Annotated in this window: 14 protein-coding genes; all 14 read left to right on the forward strand. The window is 45.4% G+C overall.

The window, feature by feature from the left end; translation table 11 throughout:
* Positions 1-447 precede the first annotated feature (447 nt).
* Complete coding sequence (tssH, locus tag EB241_RS07135; protein WP_124232509.1) at positions 448-3,132, forward strand: type VI secretion system ATPase TssH; 2,685 nt, start codon at positions 448-450, stop codon at positions 3,130-3,132.
* Between the two features lie 80 nt (positions 3,133-3,212).
* Positions 3,213-3,773 carry a fimbrial protein gene (locus EB241_RS07140; RefSeq protein WP_124232510.1) on the forward strand — a complete coding sequence of 187 codons (561 nt, stop codon included), beginning with the start codon at positions 3,213-3,215 and terminating at the stop codon, positions 3,771-3,773.
* A 146-nt stretch (positions 3,774-3,919) separates the two neighbouring features.
* Positions 3,920-4,669 carry a fimbrial biogenesis chaperone gene (locus tag EB241_RS07145; protein ID WP_124232511.1) on the forward strand — a complete coding sequence of 250 codons (750 nt, stop codon included), beginning with the start codon at positions 3,920-3,922 and terminating at the stop codon, positions 4,667-4,669.
* 222 nt (positions 4,670-4,891) lie between these two features.
* The gene (locus EB241_RS07150) at positions 4,892-7,396 is read left to right on the forward strand and encodes a fimbria/pilus outer membrane usher protein (protein WP_158612394.1); all 2,505 of its coding nucleotides are present in this window, start codon (positions 4,892-4,894) and stop codon (positions 7,394-7,396) included.
* Positions 7,384-7,965, forward strand: coding sequence for a fimbrial protein (locus EB241_RS07155; protein WP_124232513.1), 582 nt, complete (start codon positions 7,384-7,386; stop codon positions 7,963-7,965). The genes EB241_RS07150 and EB241_RS07155 overlap by 13 nt, the downstream gene beginning before the upstream one ends.
* Before the next feature lie 131 nt (positions 7,966-8,096).
* Positions 8,097-8,630 carry a type VI secretion system contractile sheath small subunit gene (gene tssB / locus EB241_RS07160; RefSeq protein ID WP_124232514.1) on the forward strand — a complete coding sequence of 178 codons (534 nt, stop codon included), beginning with the start codon at positions 8,097-8,099 and terminating at the stop codon, positions 8,628-8,630.
* Between the two features lie 17 nt (positions 8,631-8,647).
* Positions 8,648-10,147 (forward strand): type VI secretion system contractile sheath large subunit, encoded by a 1,500-nt coding sequence (gene tssC, locus EB241_RS07165; protein WP_124232515.1) that lies wholly within the window; start codon positions 8,648-8,650, stop codon positions 10,145-10,147.
* Between the two features lie 158 nt (positions 10,148-10,305).
* Positions 10,306-10,791, forward strand: coding sequence for an Hcp family type VI secretion system effector (locus EB241_RS07170; RefSeq protein ID WP_124232516.1), 486 nt, complete (start codon positions 10,306-10,308; stop codon positions 10,789-10,791).
* Between the two features lie 86 nt (positions 10,792-10,877).
* A complete protein-coding gene (gene tssJ, locus EB241_RS07175) occupies positions 10,878-11,477 on the forward strand; it encodes a type VI secretion system lipoprotein TssJ (RefSeq protein WP_124232517.1) in 600 nt (199 codons plus the stop codon).
* A gap of 3 nt (positions 11,478-11,480) precedes the next feature.
* Positions 11,481-12,827, forward strand: a complete 1,347-nt coding sequence (gene tssK / locus EB241_RS07180; protein ID WP_124232518.1) for a type VI secretion system baseplate subunit TssK — start codon at positions 11,481-11,483, stop codon at positions 12,825-12,827.
* Positions 12,827-14,194, forward strand: a complete 1,368-nt coding sequence (gene tssL / locus EB241_RS07185; protein WP_124232519.1) for a type VI secretion system protein TssL, long form — start codon at positions 12,827-12,829, stop codon at positions 14,192-14,194. The genes tssK and tssL overlap by 1 nt, the downstream gene beginning before the upstream one ends.
* A 230-nt stretch (positions 14,195-14,424) precedes the next feature.
* The gene (gene tssM / locus EB241_RS07190) at positions 14,425-18,024 is read left to right on the forward strand and encodes a type VI secretion system membrane subunit TssM (protein WP_233592561.1); all 3,600 of its coding nucleotides are present in this window, start codon (positions 14,425-14,427) and stop codon (positions 18,022-18,024) included.
* 45 nt (positions 18,025-18,069) lie between these two features.
* On the forward strand, positions 18,070-18,720 hold the full coding sequence (locus EB241_RS07195) for a hypothetical protein (RefSeq protein WP_124232521.1): 651 nt from the start codon (positions 18,070-18,072) through the stop codon (positions 18,718-18,720).
* A 91-nt stretch (positions 18,721-18,811) separates the two neighbouring features.
* A partial coding sequence (locus EB241_RS07200) for a type VI secretion system Vgr family protein (protein ID WP_233592562.1) occupies positions 18,812-21,170 on the forward strand: 2,359 nt, incomplete at its 3' end.

Raw genomic sequence — 21,170 nt, forward strand, 5'->3', positions numbered from 1 at the left:
TCGAAAGGTAGAGAACCTTAGCAGAACGTTCAATCCCTGAAAACATCCTGGTATACGCAAGGTAATGGGGCCATTTCATCGTGCAAAAACGGCAGATGAAATAGAACAGACAATGTACAACTCCTTGCACTCTTGCCAGATATATTAATACCCATCCTGTTCACGTCAGAACCTTATAGCATGCTAACTCTCATGACTCAATATCAAGATATTTATATTTATCCTGTTTTTGGTATTTTATTGATTTTCCGTTTCAAAAACATTTTAATAATATTTCTCTGGCTTGCTTTCTTTGCCGTAATTAAGAAAATATTTCGGTCATTAATCCTAAAAATTTAATTAGGGGGATGCTGTGGTTTGTATTTGCATAGCCTTGTCGGCATAATATAATGGTAGTGTAAAAATTACGGATTATGTATAAAAGCCCAAAGGAATTGGACTATTGTTATGGCTATAACACGGCAAAATTTATTTGGAAAGCTGGATGCCACGCTTTTCAAAAGCATTGAAAGTGCAACAACAATTTGTAAATTGCGCGGTAACCCTTATGTAGAGTTGGTCCACTGGCTTAATCAACTCTGGCAGCAGGAAGAGAGTGACTTCCGTCTGATCGTCCGTCATTTTGAAGTAGACATTGATGCTCTGGAGCGTGGATTCGCGCAGGCACTAACACGTTTACCTTCGGGAGCGAGCTCGATTTCTGACTTTTCCTATCACATTGAACTGGCTATTGAACGTGCCTGGATATATGCCAGTCTTGAATGTTTTGATAGCCGCATCCGCAGTGGTCATTTGCTGATCGCGATGTTGACAACGATGGAGTTACGTCGCGCTTTATTTGACATATCCCCTGCCTTTGAGCGGATTCCTCTTGAGCATTTAACCCATGACTTTGGTTATATCACTCAGGCTTCTGTTGAGGTGAGTGAAGCTGCAAATGATGGGAGCACGCTTAATGAAGGTGTGATACCTGGTGAAGCCAGTCATGCAATAGGTGGACAGAAAAGCGGTGCTGGCCTGGCACAGTACACGACAGATCTTACGGCACTGGCTCGTGAAGGGAAGATTGATCCTGTCCTTGGGCGCGATCATGAAATTAATACAATGATCGACATTTTACTGCGTCGCCGCCAAAACAATCCTCTGTTAACGGGTGAGGCTGGCGTGGGAAAAACCGCGGTTGTTGAGGGACTGGCTCAATCGATTGTGGCAGGCGACGTTCCTCCTGCACTCTCCCAGGTACGGTTGTTGACCCTTGATGTTGTCGCGCTTTCTGCGGGCGCGAGTATGAAAGGTGAGTTTGAGGCACGACTCAAATCGGTGCTGGAAGAAGCGATGGCTTCACCGCAACCCGTCATCCTGTTTATTGATGAAGTTCATACGTTAGTCGGTGCGGGAGGCGCTGCAGGGACGGGGGATGCGGCTAATTTGCTCAAGCCTGCTTTGGCAAGGGGGCAGCTGCGTACTATCGGCGCGACGACCTGGGGAGAATTCAAGCGTCATATTGAAAAAGATCCTGCTCTGACACGTCGGTTTCAGGTGCTGCAAGTCCATGAACCTGATGAGAAAACGGCGATCTCTATGCTTCGCGGGCTGTTACCAATGCTGGAAAAGCACCACGGTGTCTGGATTATGGACGAAGCTTTGCAGGCCGCTGTTCGCCTGTCTCATCGCTACCTTCCGGCGCGGCAGCTGCCTGACAAAGCAATCAGCCTGCTGGACACGGCATGTGCCAGAGTTGCTGTTGCACAACATGCCCCTCCTGCTGAGTTACAAATCCTCACGTTTCAGGCAGAAACAGCACAGACGGAGCTGTCGTTAGTTGAAAAAGCGCTGCATTTTGGCAAAGGCGACAGCAGCCGCGCTGCGGCATTACAGGAACATATCGCACTACAGGCCGAAAAGGCCGGGTTGCTTGAGAAGCGTTGGCAACATGAAAGAGAGCTGGTTTCTTCAATTATCACGGTAAGGCAGGAGCTTCAGATTCTGGTCAGTCAGGATGCGCCTGACAGCCATCATATCAGTCAGCTGCAGAGTCAGCTTTCCTCCCTGGAAGCCAGTCTTGAGGATGCGCGCCAGGAAAAACCGATGGTGCAGGCAGAAGTCAATGCAGAGGTGATCGCCAGTATCGTTGCCGACTGGACCGGAATTCCAGTGGGGCAGATGATGAAGGACGACATTCGGGCGGTGCTGGAATTACCGCAAAGGCTGGCAGAACGGGTAATTGGCCAGGAATTTGCCCTGAATCAGGTGAGTGAGAGTATCCAGACTGCCCGTGCCGGACTGGCGGACCCGAAAAAACCTGTTGGTGTCTTCATGCTGGTTGGCCCTTCAGGCGTGGGTAAAACTGAAACGGCATTAGCGATAGCTGAACAACTGTATGGCGGTGAGCAGAATCTTATCACCATCAACATGAGTGAATATCAGGAAGCTCATACGGTTTCATCGTTGAAGGGATCGCCACCAGGGTATGTCGGTTATGGTGAAGGTGGCGTGTTGACTGAAGCTGTTCGCCGTAAGCCGTACAGCGTGATATTGCTGGATGAAATTGAGAAGGCGCATCCTGATGTTCATGAGCTGTTCTTCCAGGTTTTTGATAAGGGAAGTATGGAAGATGGCGAAGGGCGTCAGATTGATTTTAAAAATACTATTTTGCTGCTTACCAGTAATGCCGGTAGTGAGGTCATGAGCAGTTTGTTTGCCGACCCTGATACCGCACCGAATGCTGAAAGCCTGAAAAAACTGCTGCAACCTGAATTGCTGAAAACCTTCCCGGCGGCATTTTTAGGACGACTTGCTGTGGTCCCCTATTTACCGTTGCAGCCCGAATCACTGCAACACATTGTCCGGCTTCACCTCGACAGATTAGGGTCGCGCCTGGTCGAACAGCATGATGCGCGTCTGGTTTACCAGGATAACCTGGTTCAGTTTATTGTCGAGCAGTGTCCGGTAGCAGAAACGGGAGCGAGGATGTTGATTCGCTATATTGAGCAAAATATTATTCCCGAAATGGGGCGTCGTATATTGAGTAGCGAAATACCGGTAGCAGGAACAACTATTGCGCTTGATGTAAATGAAGCGAAAAGGATTTCTATTTTTTTTCAACAACAGGAGGTTCAGGGAAACAAATAAAATATGAGTGGCAATGGAAATAGCAAACACCAGGTGTGTGCTAGATGCAATTAATTCATTTTTATAAAACAGGAAATTTTATGCGTAATTTTAAAGTGGTTGTATGTGCTCTGACCCTGGGTATGACGATTTCTGCACAGGCTGCTAATGAAGTAACCCAGGGAACAGTAGAATTTGATGGTAAGTTGATCACCGAAACCTGTTCGATTGATACTGACAGCCAGACTATCAAAGTAACCCTGCCAACGCTGTCTACGCAGACGTTAACGGCAGCGGGTGCCGTCGCCGGTTCAAAATCAATTGATATTAACGTGAGTGGCTGTCCGACCGGAACGAGTGCGGGTATTACTCAGGTTGCTGCTCATTTTGAAGCAATTGGTGGTTCAGGTGTTAATTCATCCACGGGTAACCTGACTAACGCCTACACGGGAAGTGAAACCAAAGCAGGTAATGTTGAAGTGCGCTTATTTGATGCTGATGGCGTCACTCAGCTGACATTGGGCGAAACCGGTACTGCATTTGATATTGACAACAGCACTGGTAAAGCTTCAATGCGTTACTATGGCGCTTATTATGCAACTGATACTACCACCGCGGGTAAAGTCTATGCCAAAGCGCAGTATACGCTTGCCTACCCATAACCGTGCACCGGTGAGTTTTTCAGGAACGTAATCTGCCGAAAGCGCATGATTGCTTTTCCTAAAAAAGAAGGGTCTGGTAAGTAATAAATAATCAAGCCAGACCCTTACAGGTTTTAATCAAAAAGTAATGTTTTATTGGAAAAACTATGCTGGTTAAAATAGCTTATTCAGCCTTTCTGATGCTATGTCTGGTTGCTGGCAGCAATGCAGCGATGACAATTAGTGGTACTCGTATTATTTTTCCGGGCAGTGAAAAAGAGGTTAATGTTCGGACAAATAACCGAGGTAATAATCCCGCTTTGGTCCAGGTGTGGGTGGATGACGGAAATGTTAATGGTGATGTCAATGCCATGAAAATTCCTTTTATGGTTACGCCACCAGTCTACCGGGTTGAGCCAGGAAAAGGCCAAAGTGTGCGGCTTATTTATAATGGTATGGCGTTGCCTCAGGATCGGGAGTCTGTATTCTGGTTCAATCTGCTGGAAGTGCCCCCGGTGGTGAAAGCGATGGAGAACGTTGACCGACTGGAACTGGCATTCAGAACCAGGATAAAAATATTCTATCGCCCCAAAGCGTTATCCAGTTCCAGTACCAATGAGCTGGAAAAAATTAAATGGGAAGTATTAAGCAGTAATAAAGGAATTAAAGTCACTAATCCAACGCCTTATTATCTTTCTTTTGACAGCATCAATGCGCAATTCTCTGACAATTCCTTCGCATTGACTCCGGTAATGGTGGCGCCATTTGGCAGCGGTGATTTTCTGTTGGAGAACAAAAGCAGTATTGCGGGTTTGACGGGAGTAACATTCAAGCTGATAAACGACTATGGCTCTGCCTATAGCGGCAAGTTGACTATGGCTGGGGGGAATAGATTGGTTTTGCAGCAAGATAAATAAGGTCAGTGCTTTCATTGCCTGACGTCGGACAGGGGAGCGAATGCTCAGTCCGTTATGGAGTGGTGGTAGCCAACTGGAAAAGGAGTTTACCTGGTGCATCAGTCAGAAATGAGTTTATGCCATAAACCGAAAAGCACACTGCTGTGCGCTTTTTCATCCAGAAAAATTATAACGACAATAGGTATTGTTTGGGTTGTGGTAGCCCCTGCAGGATGGGCTGCAATGCTTGCGCCATCGGAGGTGAATGTGTCCACCGAGCCTGCAGTTATCGAATTTAACCCGTCGTTTATGCATGGCACTGCTGTCGACGTTTCTCGCTTTGATCGGGGAAACTTTGTCTCTCCAGGCGACTATCCTGTCACTGTCACCGTTAATAATCAGAATCGTGGAAAACATACTATTCATTTTACTGCTTCCGGGAGTGATGCAAGTGCGCAACCCTGCTTTACCGTGACAGAACTTGAACGACTTGGCATCAGGCTAAATATGAGTAACTTTTCGCAAAATAAATCTGAACAGGACACCACCGAGGCTAATAACACACAGTGTCAGCGTCTGATGGATCTGATTGCGGGGAGTAGCGTAAATTATGATGGTGGCGATTTCCTGCTGTCCGTTGTTGTACCTCAGGTTAATCTCATCCACTTTCCCCGGGGCTATATCGATCCCACTACCTGGGAATCAGGGGTAACGGCGGGTTTTATTGATTATAACGCTAACCTTTACAGTCTGAATTCAGGAACAGGGAATGGCAACGGGAGTAATACCCTCTACAGCAATAATATCGGGCTGCTGGCTGGATTTAATGCCGCCGGATGGCATTTCAGGAAGCGATTTAACACTAACTGGTCAAATCGTTATGGGATGCATACGCAAAGCTTACTGGGATATGTCCAGACCGATATTACGCCGTTAAAAAGCCAGCTGATAATGGGCGACAGTAATACGCGAGGCGATGTGTTTGACAGCTTTACGTTGCGTGGTGTGCAGCTCCAGTCGGATGAGCGAATGTTGCCGGAAGGCATACGAAATTATACACCTGTGCTGCGTGGGATTGCTGAAACCAATGCCAAAATCAGTGTGACCCAACGTGGGCGGATCATTTATGAAACGACCTTGCCACCCGGACCTTTTGAGCTGACTGATATTGGGGCGATGGGGTACGGTGGTGATTTATTGCTGACCATTACTGAAGCGGATGGCAGACAGCGTAGCCAGAGCATACCGTATTCTGCTCCGCCAATGTTATTACATGAAGGCGTATCGAATTTTGGTCTGTCAATCGGGCAGCTAAGGGATGATGTTCTGCGTGATAATCCTACCCTCTTTCAGGGGGTATATCAGTATGGCCTGAGTAGCACCTATACGCTTTATGGCGGTATGCAGGCATCCGAGCGTTACCATGCAATTGTTCTGGGTAATTCAGTTAATACTTCTGTTGGGGGTATTTATATGGATGGTACTTTTGCGCGAAGCGAGCTACGTGATGCTAAAGCGGAGGGAAACAGCTTCAGAATTGGTTACAGTAAATATCTGGAACCTACTAACACTGATTTCACCCTCGCGGCCTATCGCTATTCCACAAAAGGTTTTTATACCTTCAGAGAAGCCAGCATCGATCGTTATGGTACCCGTAGCAGTTCAAAAGCGGTGGATTATCGTGCTCGTGAAAAACTGACGCTGACGATGGGGCAGCGACTGTGGAATAACGCGTATATTCATGCATCTGGCAGTATTTATAACTACTGGGATGAACGGTCATCTGCCAGGCAATATTCACTCAGTTACAATCAAAGCGGACGTTATTTTTCCTGGTCCTTATCTGCATCCCGTTCATATTCTGGCACGGGTAAACATATCAACAGCTATACCGCTTCGATTAGCGTGCCCATAGGACAACGTAGCGTGAATTCCAGACCGGCATTCAGCTCCATCCATTCGACATATACTCGTGATAATCAGAACAATTCAATGGTACAGATGAACGCGAGTGGGAGTCAGGGCGACAGGAATGAATTTAACTACGGCATTGGTACAACACTGGGTCGCTACAGTTCAGGATCTCATCAGCAAGGTGTCACTGGTAATGCTAATTATCGTTCCTCTTATGGACAGGCCGGTATAACGGCTTCATTGGACAGTGAATCAATGAAGCAACTTTCTCTCTCTGCAAATGGTAGCGTGGTTGCTCATCAGGGCGGTGTGACACTTGGCCCGCAATTGAGTGATTTGCCTTTTGCTATCATCAGCGTGCCGGGAGGAGAGAATGCTAAATTATTAAATGGTTATGGTTCGTCGGTTGACAGTAATGGTTATGCCATCATGCCGTCACTGACTCCCTACCGATATAATTCAATTGCGATAGACGCCAAAGGTCTGCCAGATACGGTTGATGTTCTGGAGAATGAGAGCGTTATTGTCCCACGCGCCGGTTCTGCTTCGCTAGTTCATATGAGGACGATAATCGGTATGGCGAAAATTTTAACTGTCAAAGACAGCAAGGGCGAATTTATGCCTATTGGGACCGAGCTGGTTGATAAAAATGGCGTAAATCAAACTATTGTAGGGCAGGGGGGGCAGGCATTTATCCGGGGTTGGGATTCTGTAGACGCATTGTACGTATTGGGCGATGAGTCTGTTACCTGCCGTATTCTGCCTGGGGGTAAAGCTGCGATGGAACAGGGCGTGAATAATATGGAAAAACTGGAGGTGACATGCGTTCGTTAGATAAATATACGTGGCTGACAGTTCCGATAATGATTTTTTCAGGCATGCTTTTTTCACTTCAGCTAAAAGCTGACACAGATTGCAGTAATGGGTGTAATATTGATGTGTCTTTTATTGGTTCTTATAACGATGAGACTTGCGTTGTAAGCATTAATAGTGGAACTTATTCAGAAGTAGTTTCATTGCCAACTGTCAGTACTACTTCATTGCAGGCTAATGGTAATGAGGCAGGAAGTAAAAATTTTAATATTACATTGCAGGAGTGTCCGTCCGATCGTACTGTAGCCGTGACCTTTGTAAGCAATTTAAGCGCGGCTGATTCCACCACAGGCAATCTTATCAATACAACGGGTGATGGTTACAGTGAAAATGTGCAGGTCAGAATTCGCAAGGAAGATGGGACACAAGTTGTTATTGACCAAAGTGCCAGTGGCCAGGATTACGTTATTCCCTCTACTGGAAGTGATGTTACACATCAATATACGGCAAGTTACTATGCCAATGGTAATAACGCCGTTTCGGCGGGTGTGTTAAAATCACTTGCTGGAGTTCAGCTTGTTTACAAATAGATTAAGGAGGAAGCATTTGCTGTCTATATCCTGGGCAGTATGCAAAAAATAAATAAATAAAATTTTTGGCGATTTATTGCCGCCTGGCAAATAAAAATTAATCCTTTAAAATGCACAGTGAAAGGGAAATCATGACTGCTGGTAAAAGTAGTTCACAAAAATTTATAGCAAGAAATCGGGCCCCTCGTGTTCAGATAGAATACGATGTGGAAATTTATGGTAGTGAGAAAAAAATAGAGCTTCCTTTTGTCATGGGGGTATTGGCTGACTTATCAGGTAAAGCACTGGAGCCATTACCGCCAGTTGCTGACCGAAAGTTTCTGAGTATTGATATTGATAACTTTGATGAGCGTATGAAAGCCATGCAGCCTCGAGTTGCTTTTGCGGTGGCTAATACGTTGACTGGAGAAGGTCAGCTGATGGTTGATATGACCTTTGAGAGTATCAATGATTTTTCTCCTGACGAAATTGCCAAAAAAGTTGACTCACTTTCACAGCTGTTGGAAGCACGGACACAACTGGCTAATTTACAGACTTATATGGATGGTAAAGCAGGTGCTGAAAGTCTGGTAATGAAAGTGTTGAACGATAAGACCTTACTTAAAACGTTAGCTGCTGAGCCTAAGCCGAAAAATTCAACCAGTAATGTCCCACGTGAAGATTGAGTCAGAAGAAGGGAATCATGTCTATTAATGTAGGAAATAATAAGCAAGCGACAGCCGCCACGACAACATACAGTGACTTTAATTCTTTATTAAATAAAGAATTTAAGCCCAAATCAGATCAAGCTAAAGCGGCTGTAGAAAATGCAGTAAAAACATTGGCAGAGCAGGCTCTGGCCAATTCTGTTACTGTTGCTGATGATGCTTACAAAAATATCGCAAAATTTATTGCTGAAATTGACCGTAAATTATCAGAGCAAATTAATTTGATTCTGCATCATCCTGAGTTTCAGGCTCTGGAAAGCGCATGGCGTGGTTTGCATTATCTGGTAAATAACACGGAAACAGATGAGAAGCTAAAACTGCGCTTCATGGATATCTCTAAGGACGACCTGAGACGTAACATGAAACGCTACAAAGGCATTGCGTGGGATCAGAGCCCTTTGTTTAAGCAGATCTACGAAGAAGAGTATGGGCAGCTTGGTGGGGAGCCTTATGGCTGTCTGGTTGCTGATTACTTTTTTGACCACACTGCACCGGATGTTGATTTACTGTCGTCAATTGGAAAGGTTGCTGCATCTGCGCATGTTCCTTTCATCACCGGCGCATCGCCTTCTGTATTACAAATGGACTCCTGGCAGGAGCTGGCCAATCCGCGAGATCTGACCAAGATTTTCACTCAGAATCTTGAATATGCCGCGTGGAATTCACTTCGTCAGTCAGAAGACTCGCGTTATATCGGTCTGGCGATGCCACGTTTTCTGGCCCGGCTGCCGTATGGTATTCGTACCAATCCAGTGGAACATTTTAACTTCGAAGAAACCACTGATGGTGCTGACCACAGTAAATATGTCTGGTCGAACGCCGCCTATGCGATGGCGGTAAACATCAATCGTTCATTTAAACATTATGGCTGGTGCACATTAATTCGTGGCGTGGAAAGTGGAGGCGTGGTTGAAGGTTTGCCATGTCACACCTTCCCAACGGACGATGGCGGCATTGATATGAAATGTCCGACAGAAATCGCTATTTCTGACCGTCGTGAAGCTGAGCTGGCGAAGAATGGTTTTATTCCACTCATTCACCGCAAAAACACAGATTACGCGGCTTTTATCGGGGCACAGTCTTTGCAGAAACCAGCTGAATACTATGATTCAGATGCTACTGCCAACGCAAATTTGTCTGCTCGCCTGCCCTATATGTTTGCCTGTTCCCGTTTTGCGCATTATCTGAAATGTATCGTGCGTGACAAAATTGGCACGTTCAAAGAGCGTGATGAAATGCAGCGCTGGCTAAACGATTGGGTAATGAACTATGTGGACGGCGATCCGGCTAACTCTTCTTTTGAAACAAAAGCACGTCGCCCTCTGGCTGCTGCTGAAGTGGTGGTAGAAGAAGTAGAAGGGAACCCCGGCTATTATCAAGCGAAGTTCTTCCTGCGCCCACATTTCCAGCTGGAGGGTTTGACCGTTTCATTGCGTATGGTTGCCAAACTGCCTTCATTGAAAGGCGTTGCCTGATACTATATTTACGTTCCGGGTTTGAATATCAGGAAAGGTTGACTGTTTATAAAAAATTGACAGGGCATTGCACTTTGCAATGAGTGAAGTTCTCTGTTTTAGCAGGTCGTTACACAACGTGTAACGTTTTTATATTAGTGTCTAATAAGGAAATTATCGTGGCACAAGATATGTTTATTAAAATTGATGGCATCGAAGGCGAATCACTTGATGCTTCACACTCTAATGAAATTGAAGTTCTTACCTGGCAATGGGATGTAGCACAACATTCCAATATGCACAGTGGTTCAGGCGGAGGTTCTGGTAAAGCATCAGTTGCTGACTTCAGCTTTTCTCACTACATCGATAAAGCCAGTCCTAACCTGCTTAGCTACTGTCTGACTGGTAAACATATAAAAAATATAGTTTTCGTCATCCGTAAAGCCGGTGGTGAAGCGCTGGAATATATGACTATAACATTTACCGATGTCATTATTACCCGTGTAGACATGGCTGGTTCTTCTGATGAAGAAACACGTCCACGTGAACTGGTGAAATTCTCCTTCACTAAAGTGACACAGGATTATGTCATGCAGAATTCTGAAGGTAGTAAGTCTGGGGTTGTTTCAGCCAGCTATGATGTGAAAGCTAACCTGAGTAGCTAACAGGTTTAGTATTTTATTATTGCACTTGCCATCTTTCAGATGGCAAGTTTTTCAATCAATGTTTTGATTTCTGGCGCCAGGAAATTATGGAGAAGAAATTTACACATTCTCCTTTTACTTTCCTGAGATACAGCAAAATGCAGCATATGAAAAAAATAAATACGCGAGCTAAACATTCAATCCGTTACATAATGGTTCTGGTCTTTTCTCTCTTCCTGTCTGGATGTGGGTTTTCCTTACCAAAAAAACAGGAGTCGGATACGTTAAAAATAAGCCTGATCGCTGCAAAGGATATTAACCTTAATGAAAAGGGAGAGGCTTCACCTTTAAGTATTGCTATTTACCAGTTAAAAGTGGTAGATAATTTCGAAAATAGCGATTTTTTCTCAATTGCAGATAGTACTAATACGGCGTTGAAAGAAGAATATTCAAGGATTTATGAGGGAATACTGAAGCCTGGTGAGACCAGAAAAGTTTCTGTTTCTCCAGATAAAGAGGCTGTCGCTCTTGGTATTACAGCTGCCTATCGGGAGATCGATAAAGCAGATTGGAGTGAAATCATTCCACTTGAAGAAAAAGACAAAAAGAAATCCTGGTGGCGAAAGATAAAGATAATGCCAGGAGACACGGTTGTTTTTAGCGTGCATTTTAACACATTAGCAATATCTATCGATGAAGCGGACTGACTAATGAGAACAAATAAAGTCGTTTGGAGCGAGGGACTTTTTTTACGACCTCAGCTCTTTCAGCAGCAGGAACGGTATTTTGAATATTACGCTCATAAGCGAGCTGCGACTATCACACCATTCTTTTGGGGATTTGCACATTATGATATAGATTTTGAGGCGCTCTCCTACGGAAAACTCGTTCTGCGTTCTGGAAGAGGTGTACTTCCCGATGGTACACCGTTTGATATTCCGGGCCACGCCGATCTACCTGAACCGTTGAATATCATCCCTGACCATTTAGGGAAGATGATCTATCTGGCAGTACCATTACGACTGGATAACAGCGATGAAACTATTTTTGATGTTGGCGATTACGGGTCACTTGCGCGTTTCTTTGCATTTGAAACAGAGTTAAGCGATACCAATTCCATTCGGCAGGGTCCGAAACCCGTTCAGTTAGCCAGTTTGCGTCTGAAGCTGGTGGCTGAAAGTGAAATGACGGAATCCTGGATTGGCCTGCCGCTTGCCAGGGTTAGAGCTATCCAGCCTGATGGCAGTGTATTGCTTCATGTTGATGACTATATTCCGCCGGTTACCGGTTATGCCGCCAATGGTCTGTTGACCGAATGGCTGACCCATCTTAATGGTTTAGTGAAAATGCGCGCTGAGATGCTGGCCGAACGCTTATCAAACAGCGATGGTAAAGCCAGCAGTGGTGCAGAAGTTGTGGATTATTTGCTTTTGCAGATATTTAACAAATATGAACCTGTGTTAGATCATCTGAGAAATATTCCTGAGCTGCCTCCTATTGTGTTGTATCAGGAGTTGGCAAAATTTTCTGGTGAATTGTCGACTTTTATCCGCACGAAAACACGTCGGCCTAAAAGTGCTCCGGGTTATGACCATGCACGGCTTTATCAGTCGATTCATCCCCTGGTAGAAGAACTGCACGACTTGCTTAATCAGATCCTGGTACGTGCTGGCCAATTTATTACTTTGCACGCGAAAGGCAATGGCGTCTGGTCTGCGTCGGTCATGCCGGGTGAACTGCGATCTTTCTCTAATCTGGTTCTTGCTGTGAGTGCTCAGTTACCTATGGATGTCCTGCAACAGCAATTTTCAGCTCAGACCAAAATCAGCTCACCGCAACAGCTGCATGAGCTGGTCCGCTCGCATCTTCCGGGGCTGGTTTTACAGTCATTGCCCGTTCCACCACGACAGATCCCTTATCAGTCGGGATATGTTTACTTTGATTTGCTAAAAAGCGGGCCTTTTTGGGACAAAATTTCCGGGACGGGTGCGCTTGCTCTGCATGTCGCGGGCGGTTTCCCTGAACTGAAAATGGAGCTTTGGGGAGTCAGAAACTGATGAGTGAAGCAGACCAGCCAAGGGATATGGAGATTCCTGACCTGACATCAACGCCTGATGAAACGCTCACACCACAGGCATTGGGTAAGTTTTTGCTTGACGATCGGGCTGGTTATGGCGTGCCTGATATCTCAGCAACGATCGCTTCTGACGATGTTGGGATGAGGATCGCGGGTAAAAATGAAATCACACTGAAAAGTGAAGGTGTACAGCAGCGTGTGCTGAAGGTTAAAGCGGCTGAAAATCCTTTACTGGAGGCAGTACAACCGCTGTTAAGGGCGTTAAGTGACATGCCTGACACGATGTTGTCGTCTGAACATGCCGAGGCGCTGAAAAAGATCCTTAAAAATGAAATCGATTTATTTAGTGTGGTGTGCGATGAAATTGAAATTTCATGGAAGAAAATGGCGATCGTGCGTTATTGCATTTGCACTGCGTTAGATGAGGCGGCACTCACCACCTCCTGGGGCTCACAATGGGGGTGGTCACAAAGTAATATTCTCAATCATTTTGAAGGGGACAATGACGGTGGGAATAAATTTTTCTTGCTGATTGGCCGATTGTCGATGAATCCTCATGAATACGCTGATGTGCTGGAAGTATTATTGCGCATTCTGGGATTAGGATTTGAAGGGCGTTACAGCATTCTCGAAGATGGCGACCGGCAACTGACTAAAATTCGCCAGCGTCTGCTGACAATTATCCAGAGCACCAGAGATTCAATGCCAGCTGCACTTTCACCTCATGGTCTGGTTGTTCGTGGTAAAGTAAAAAAAGAGAGATTGATCATACCGGTTCGCATCACTTTTTTACTTACCAGTGTGTTGGTGGCCTCGACTTATATTTGGTGTAAATACTGGTTATCAAAACATGAGGTCGATCTGCAGCAAAGAATCCATACCATGCAGCGGATTAACTTTATTAAGCATCCCGTTGTTTCGCGACTCAAACTTGCTGTATTGCTAAAAGAAGAAATAAGAAAGCAGTTAGTCAGTGTGGATGAGAATCAAACACAGAGTAAGGTTGTCTTCCGTGGTGATTCAATCTTTATTTCAGGTTCGGAAAAAATTATTCCTGAGATGGAGCCAGTGCTGAAGCGTATCGCTAAAGAGGTTCATCGCGTCAATGGCAAGGTGCTAATTGTTGGTCATACTGATTCGATACCAGTAAAAACGAAAGCATTTCCTGATAATAAAATTCTTTCAGAAAAACGTGCTGCCTGGGCTGCCCGATATTTTGTTGCCGAAGGTATTGAACCAGCCAGAATCACCTCTCAGGGTGTTGGCGATACACAACCTGTTAGCAGCAACAAAGATAATCAAGGGCGTGCGCAAAACAGGCGTGTGGAATTTTTCGTGACTTATTGATGAGTTAACTAATGTTTTATTTAAATAGACTTTTCTCACGACGTTTCAGCAAAGTGCTTATGGTCATTGCCTTTTTCGCTCTGCTTATTGCGGCAATCTGGTTCCTGGGGCCTTTTCTGGGGTTCGGTGAAACCCGCCCTCTCGAAAGTACAGAAGCGCGTGTTATCTTTATTTTTCTGGCACTACTCTGTCTGGTTGGCCTTTGGTTAAATGTTCCGTTTTTTTTGATCATGGCTGCTACAGCATGCGTCATTGTCTGGGTTATTGGGCCTTATGTACTCATTGGCAATAATTATCCTCTGGCAGAAATAACGGCAAGGCTTATTGTCATTGGTGTTATATTTTTCTTTTCCTTTGTCTGCGGCGTTTGGAAATTATTGCTGGCGTTAAAGAATAATCCAAAATTGCTCGATACCTTATTCAGTAGTAAAGAGGTGAAAGCAGATCCCCAGATCCATGAAGTTAATGCGATAATACGTGATGCGGTAGATTATATAAAGAAAGTAAACAAAGGGGCTCCCTTACTTCAGCGTCTTTTCCAACCTCAAAAAACGTTACACGATCTTCCGTGGTACATGGTTTTGGGAACCAGGGGGGCGGGAAAAACATCAGCGATTTTAAATTCCGGGCAAGACTTTCCACGGCCGGAACAGTTAAATCGAGTTTGTAAAGAGAGTATCCCTACCAAAAGCTGTGAGTGTTGGTTTGCGAATCAGGCACTATTTATTGACACCGCTGGAAAATATATTGATGACGCTCACGGTGAAATGCCTGAATGGGAAGAATTGTTAAAAACTATTAGAAAGTATCGTCCAGTTAAGGCGCTGAATGGGGTCATTATTACGGTTTCCGTCTCTGATGTAATGGGACGAAGCAAAGCCGAGCTGTATGATCTGTCAGCGAAAATTCGCTCATCTCTGGATGACACGCGTAAACGATTGGGCGTGCGTTTTCCGGTATATGTGTTAGTGACCAAACTGGATCAGTTAAACGGTTTTGCCGAGTATTTTCGCATCCTTACCGAGCAGGAAAGGGAACAAATTTGGGGCGTAACTTTTCCCTATGGCGATAATATGAAAACCGCCGTTGCGGATTTACGACCCCTTGTTGAGTCAGAGCTTTCCCTGTTGGAGAATCGTATTGAGAGAAATATGACAATGCGCCAGCAGGAAGAGTACGAGAATGCCGACAGAAAAAAAATGTATGCTCTTCCTCAGGATTTCAGATTGCTGACGCAGGGCATGGCAGAAATTTTGCAAAACATATTTTTTACTTCCCGTTATGATGAGACTCAAAGCTATACCGCCATGCGTGGAGTCTATTTCAGCAGTAGTCATCAGCCAGAAAATAGCATAATGGTGAATAACAGTACGCTTATTCAGAAATGGTCAAAATTTATTCATAACCGGATTCCAGGCTCTCTTGCTTATTCCGTTTTAATTCAGAAGGATACTGATTGCCTGGTGAAAAATATTGCTTATGGCCGTCAGTATTTTCTTCGTCAGCTTTTTTCAGAAATAATTATCAAAGACGCAGATCTGGTCCGGCATAACTTACGAGTGGTGTCGAAATACCGTTTTCAGAATTTTTTTGGTCATTGTTTATGCATTATGGTTAGCGCTGTGCTGCTCAATGGATTCTACCAAAGTTACCACAATAACGGAGCCTATCTGGATGTTATCGATGTCAAAGTCGCCAGGCTGGAAGAGGATGTGAAATCATTCCTGAAAACGGCTAATCAAAATATGTTGCCGACTTTACTGAACCTCGCACAATATCTGCCAGAATATGACGGTCTGGAGGTGCATAACCCAGCGCTGGAATATCGCTATGGTCTGTATGTCGGTAAAGCACTGGATCGTGATTCCGACAGTCTGTATCACTTCTTTCTCAGGAAGCTGCTTTTCCCAATGATTGAAAGTCAGTCACATGACGCATTAAAAAATGCTGTTTATAGCAGAGAACCGACAGAAGTTTATAACAGGCTCAAGCTTTATTTGATGATTTCAGGTCAGGGAAAATTTGATCTCGATTACGTGATTATGGCTATTACACGTGACTGGGACAGCACGGGGAAAATTCAGCCATACCAGGAAAGAACCCTGTTTATGGCCCATCTGAAAGAACTATTTACTCAACCAGCCTGGCGCGAATATGGCGAGGAAGTTGATAAAGCACTGCTTGCCGAGGCCAGAGAGTTGCTCGACCGAAACCCCCTCAGCACACGTTTGTATCAGCGGGTTAAGTCTGCAATGCAGGCGGATGCACCAGAGAATCTGACGCTTAACAAAATCACCAATGAGCAAATTGGGCACATTTTTACCGTAACTGATTCTGCCATGGCCGAAAAAGGGGTGCCGGGGCTGTTTACTTATAGCGGTTATCATCAGATTTTTAAAAAAAAACTCAGTGCTATTTTAAGAAAGTTTGATCAGGAGGATCGCTGGGTAATGGGAAACCCGGAGCCTGTAGCAACACTTAAAATGTTACGCGCAGATCAGACAGTTGGTATTGTCGATCCCGTAAAAGATGCGCTGACGAAACTCTATCTGCAGGAATACACCCGGACATGGCAACGTTTTTTGCAAAGTATTCGGCTTAAGTCTGACGGGGTGGATAATAACAGCATGGGGCTGTCATTTGATATCTATATGATGCGCACGCTTGTTTCCACTGATTCTCCGTTGATTAATCTGGCAAAAGTGGCGGTAAGAGAAACGACGCTTGCAGCAGATCGCCCGGAAAGCCTGCTAAAAGGGCAGAATATGATGGCGAGTAGTCAGTTAACTGATGCGGCGTCGAAAATAAATCTGGCGCTGGCGGCACAGGAAAAAATCATGCTTCGGCAAGGGGTTGATAATTACTTTTCATCCCTTCGTGAGTTTGTGGGTGAAAGCGGTGATTCTGGTGATAAAGCAGCCTCTGGCAGCCGACTGGCAGCGATAATGGATGTACTCAATGACCAATATACTCAGCTGGTCATTTCTGACAGCGCGATTAAAAATGGCAATTTGCCAGAAGTTTCCGATATCGGTCAGCGCCTGGGGGCAGAGTCTGCGGTATGGCCCGATCCTTTCAAATATATTATTGCACCATTGCTAAACGGTGCCTATAAACGGGTCAATTATCAGGTTGTCAGTAACACCAATAAGACCATTGCGGCAAGTCTGGGTGAAGTATGTCGCACGACGTTACAGGGGAGATATCCTTTCGCTGATGTGCATGAAGAAGTAGGCTTGCGAGATTTTGAGCAATTTTTCACCGTGGGCGGTATTGTTGACGACTACTTCAAAAAGAATCTGGCTGATAAGGTGGACACCTCAACCCGACCCTGGCGTTACAAAGGGGGAGCTGGTGCACACTCTTCTGAAACATTGGATATCTTTGAACTGACACAACGTATTCAAAAAGCTTTTTTCCAGAATGGCGATAATAAATTGGCTATTAATTACACGGTAGCGATTCCTTATATGTCACCTTCTGTTAGTCAGCTGACGCTCAATTTTGATGGCAGCGTGATGACTTATGCCCACGGGCCGGTAACGCCTAAGTCTTTCCGGTGGCCTGGAAATCGCTCTGAATCTATCGTCAGTATGAGTTTCAGGCCTCGTGTCACACTGAAAGATAATGGGGTGACAAAAAAGGGGCCGTGGGCTTTAATGCGTTGGTTAGATACGGTTGAAGATATTGAAACGTCTGATACAGGGCAGCCTGTTCTGATATTTGATATGAATAATCGTCAGGTAAAGGTGGAAGTTACTGGGTTGACTTATAAAGACGAGTTAATTATTGATTTGCTAAAAAATTTCAACTGTCCGGGAAGTTTCTGACAAGAAAAAAGGAATGGTCGTTTTTAATTATCAGGGAAGATAAATATGAACGTTTGTATATCTGTAACCGGATCTTCAGGCAAGGATACATTTTCCAGGTTTCTAAGAAGACGAGAAAAAATAACGAATTTTTTACTGACTGACGTTATCAAAAAAATGGAAATAACCTTACCGGGCGGGAGCCTCAGGGCAGGTTATCCCTGGTGTTTTGTTATGCCAGCGCCAGGTAAAAAGGATTGTTTTTATTTTGGTGCTCTTTTACCTGTCGTTGAGTGCTCCGATAACAATCTGGTATTTGCTCTGCATACCCTTCTTTCATTTCCGGCGCTGTGTGGAGAGCTACAATCACATTTTCACATTGCCTTTTGGTTGTCACGGATCCTCAGTGGTTACCAAAGACAGGATAGGATTATCAGTAACAGAGCGGCTTTAAAGGAATGGATCGTTTGCCTGGAGCATTCCTGTTCCCCTTTTTGGGAAAAGTTATTGATCAATGAACAATACAGATTCAGAAGTCGTTCAGCGTTACTGCTTTCTACGTTGGCGGAAGATGAAGATAAAATAAATAGCGATAGCGGGGTTGGAGTAATGCCATGGAAAGGATGGCCAGACTGTATTCAAACGGAAAAAAGAGTATGGCTGTGGAGGCAAAGCAGGTATGGAAGGATAATTGATTCACAAAATATTTCATTATAAACCCATGGGAGCCTCATGTTGGCTGTTAATCTGAATATTAATTCTAGCAGGTATTGATATGTCAAGGACTATTACTTTAAGCAGTTCCGCAATGCCTCAGTTATTGGGCGAACCAGCCCTGGTGCTCACAAAACTTGAAGGCGAAGAAGCTTTCTCCACGTTGTATACCTACACTATTACGGCAAAAACGCCCTCTAATCCTCTTATTCCGTGGCAGTCCGCTTCTAATATAGATATTAAAACTATGATTGGTAAGGAAATGACTGCCACAATTGAGCTTGATGGTAATGGACTTACTGATATTTTAGGGACAGGCAAAGGAACCCGTGAGATTTCTGGCCTTATTCAGCAGGCTCGTTTCGTAGGGCGGGATGCGAATCAGGCTATTTTTGAACTTATTCTCAGACCCTGGCTGTATCTGACCGAATTGACATCTGACTTTAAAATATTTCAGCAAAAGACCGTGGTAGAGATAATTGAAGAGGTGTTCTCAGAATATAATTTTCCCGTTGAGAAAAGACTCACTGCCACTTATCCTTCACTGGATTTTCAGGTGCAATATGGTGAAACGGATTTTAACTTCATTGAGCGTCTGATGGAGGAGTGGGGTATTTATTGGTTTTATGAACATGAGGAGCAGAAACATAAACTGGTGCTGGTCGATCATGTTGGCGCACATAAGCAATCCAGCAGCGAAGCTTACCATATTATTCAGTATATGCCGGATGATCCAAAAGCCGATCAGGAATATATCAGCAGTTTTGTCTCTCAGGAAACTATCGTTTCCGGTAAGTGGTATACCAATGATTACGACTTCACCAAATCACGCGCTGATATATCAGCCATCGATAGTAAGCCCCGTAATACCAGCTTCAATGAGATGGAACTCTACCAGTGGCCGGGTGACTACGATCAGCCCAATATCGGTGAGCAGCTGGCTAAAATACGTATTGAAGAACGCGGTGCCGTTGGCTCACGTGCGGTCGGTATCGGGCAGCTAAGGGGGATCGCCTGTGGGATTGTCTTTGAATTACAGGGCTATCCGGTGGAGAAAGCAAATCGTGAATACATGGTTATCTCCAGTAAGCTTGAAATCACCGATGTCAGTCAGGTCACCGGCGTTGGTGAATTCAGCTACCAGAGTGAATTTACGGTGCAGCCCACGACCAAAATTTATCGCCATCCACAGTTAGCTGTACGTCCCAAAACCAGTGGCCCACAGACAGCCGTGGTGGTTGGCCCGGAAGGCGAGGATATCTGGACCGACATGTATGGCCGTATCAAAGTTCGTTTTTTGTGGGATCGTTATGGTGTCAACCGCGAAACGGATTCCTGCTGGATTCGTGTCAGCCAGCCCTGGGCAGGAAATAATTTTGGCGGCATTTGTATCCCGCGTATCGGCCATGAGGTCATTGTTGATTTTATCAATGGCGATCCGGATCGCCCTTTGGTGCTGGGAAGCCTCTATAACAACGTCACTATGCCACCCTGGGATCTGCCAGAAAATGCGACACAAAGTGGCCTTGTAAGCCGGACCATTGGTGGAGGACGTACTAATTTCAATGGTATCCAGTTTGAGGACAAACCCGGCGAGGAGTATTACTGGGAGCAGGCCGAACGTGATATGTCGCGTCTGACTAAGCGGAATGAAGACCAGGTCATCGGTGAGAATCTTACCTCAGCGGTTGGACTCACAAGAAGTACTTACGTAGGGTCAGATGACACAACAAATGTTGTTGGCAATCAGAGCCTTCTTGTCGGACTCGATCAATCGACCAACGTGGCGGGCAATACCAGCATGCTGGTTGGTGCAGGTCTGGCTGTTACGGTGGGCGGTGCACGATCGGACACCGTAGGGCTGGCGAAAACAGTCAATGTTGGTGGCCTGCTTGGGACCAATGTCGGAGGGGCCTATGCCCTTTCAGTGGGTGGCGCCATGGTAGAGAATGTGGGCGGAGCTTACAATCTGGCTGTTGGTGGGCCTCATACCAACGCGATTGGCGGACCGCATACTATGACCGTTGGTGGGCCATTTGTGATGACGGCAGGTGGTGACATGGTTATTACTGCCCCCAAAATAAAACTGAACGCCAATCATATCGTTCTGCAGGCGGGTCAGATTGATTTGAATCCAGGCGATAGCTGCGGTGGCGGCGGCGGTGGCGGCGGTGGCGGTGGCGGCGGTGTTGTTGCTACTGCTGTTTCTGGTCTGCCTGGGCTGTCTGCCTTTGGTTTTGTCGGTCTTTCATTGCCATTGCCAGATTTACCGACAACCACACCAACGGAGACGCCAACGGAGACACCAACGGAGACGCCAACGGAGACACCAACGGAGACACCAACGGAGACACCAACGGAGACACCAACGGAGACACCAACGGAGACACCAACGGAGACACCAACGGAGACACCAACGGAGACACCAACGGAGACACCAACGGAGACACCAA

It is taken from the genome of Erwinia psidii, from assembly GCF_003846135.1.
In the GTDB taxonomy this organism is placed as follows: Bacteria; Pseudomonadota; Gammaproteobacteria; order Enterobacterales; family Enterobacteriaceae; genus Erwinia; species Erwinia psidii.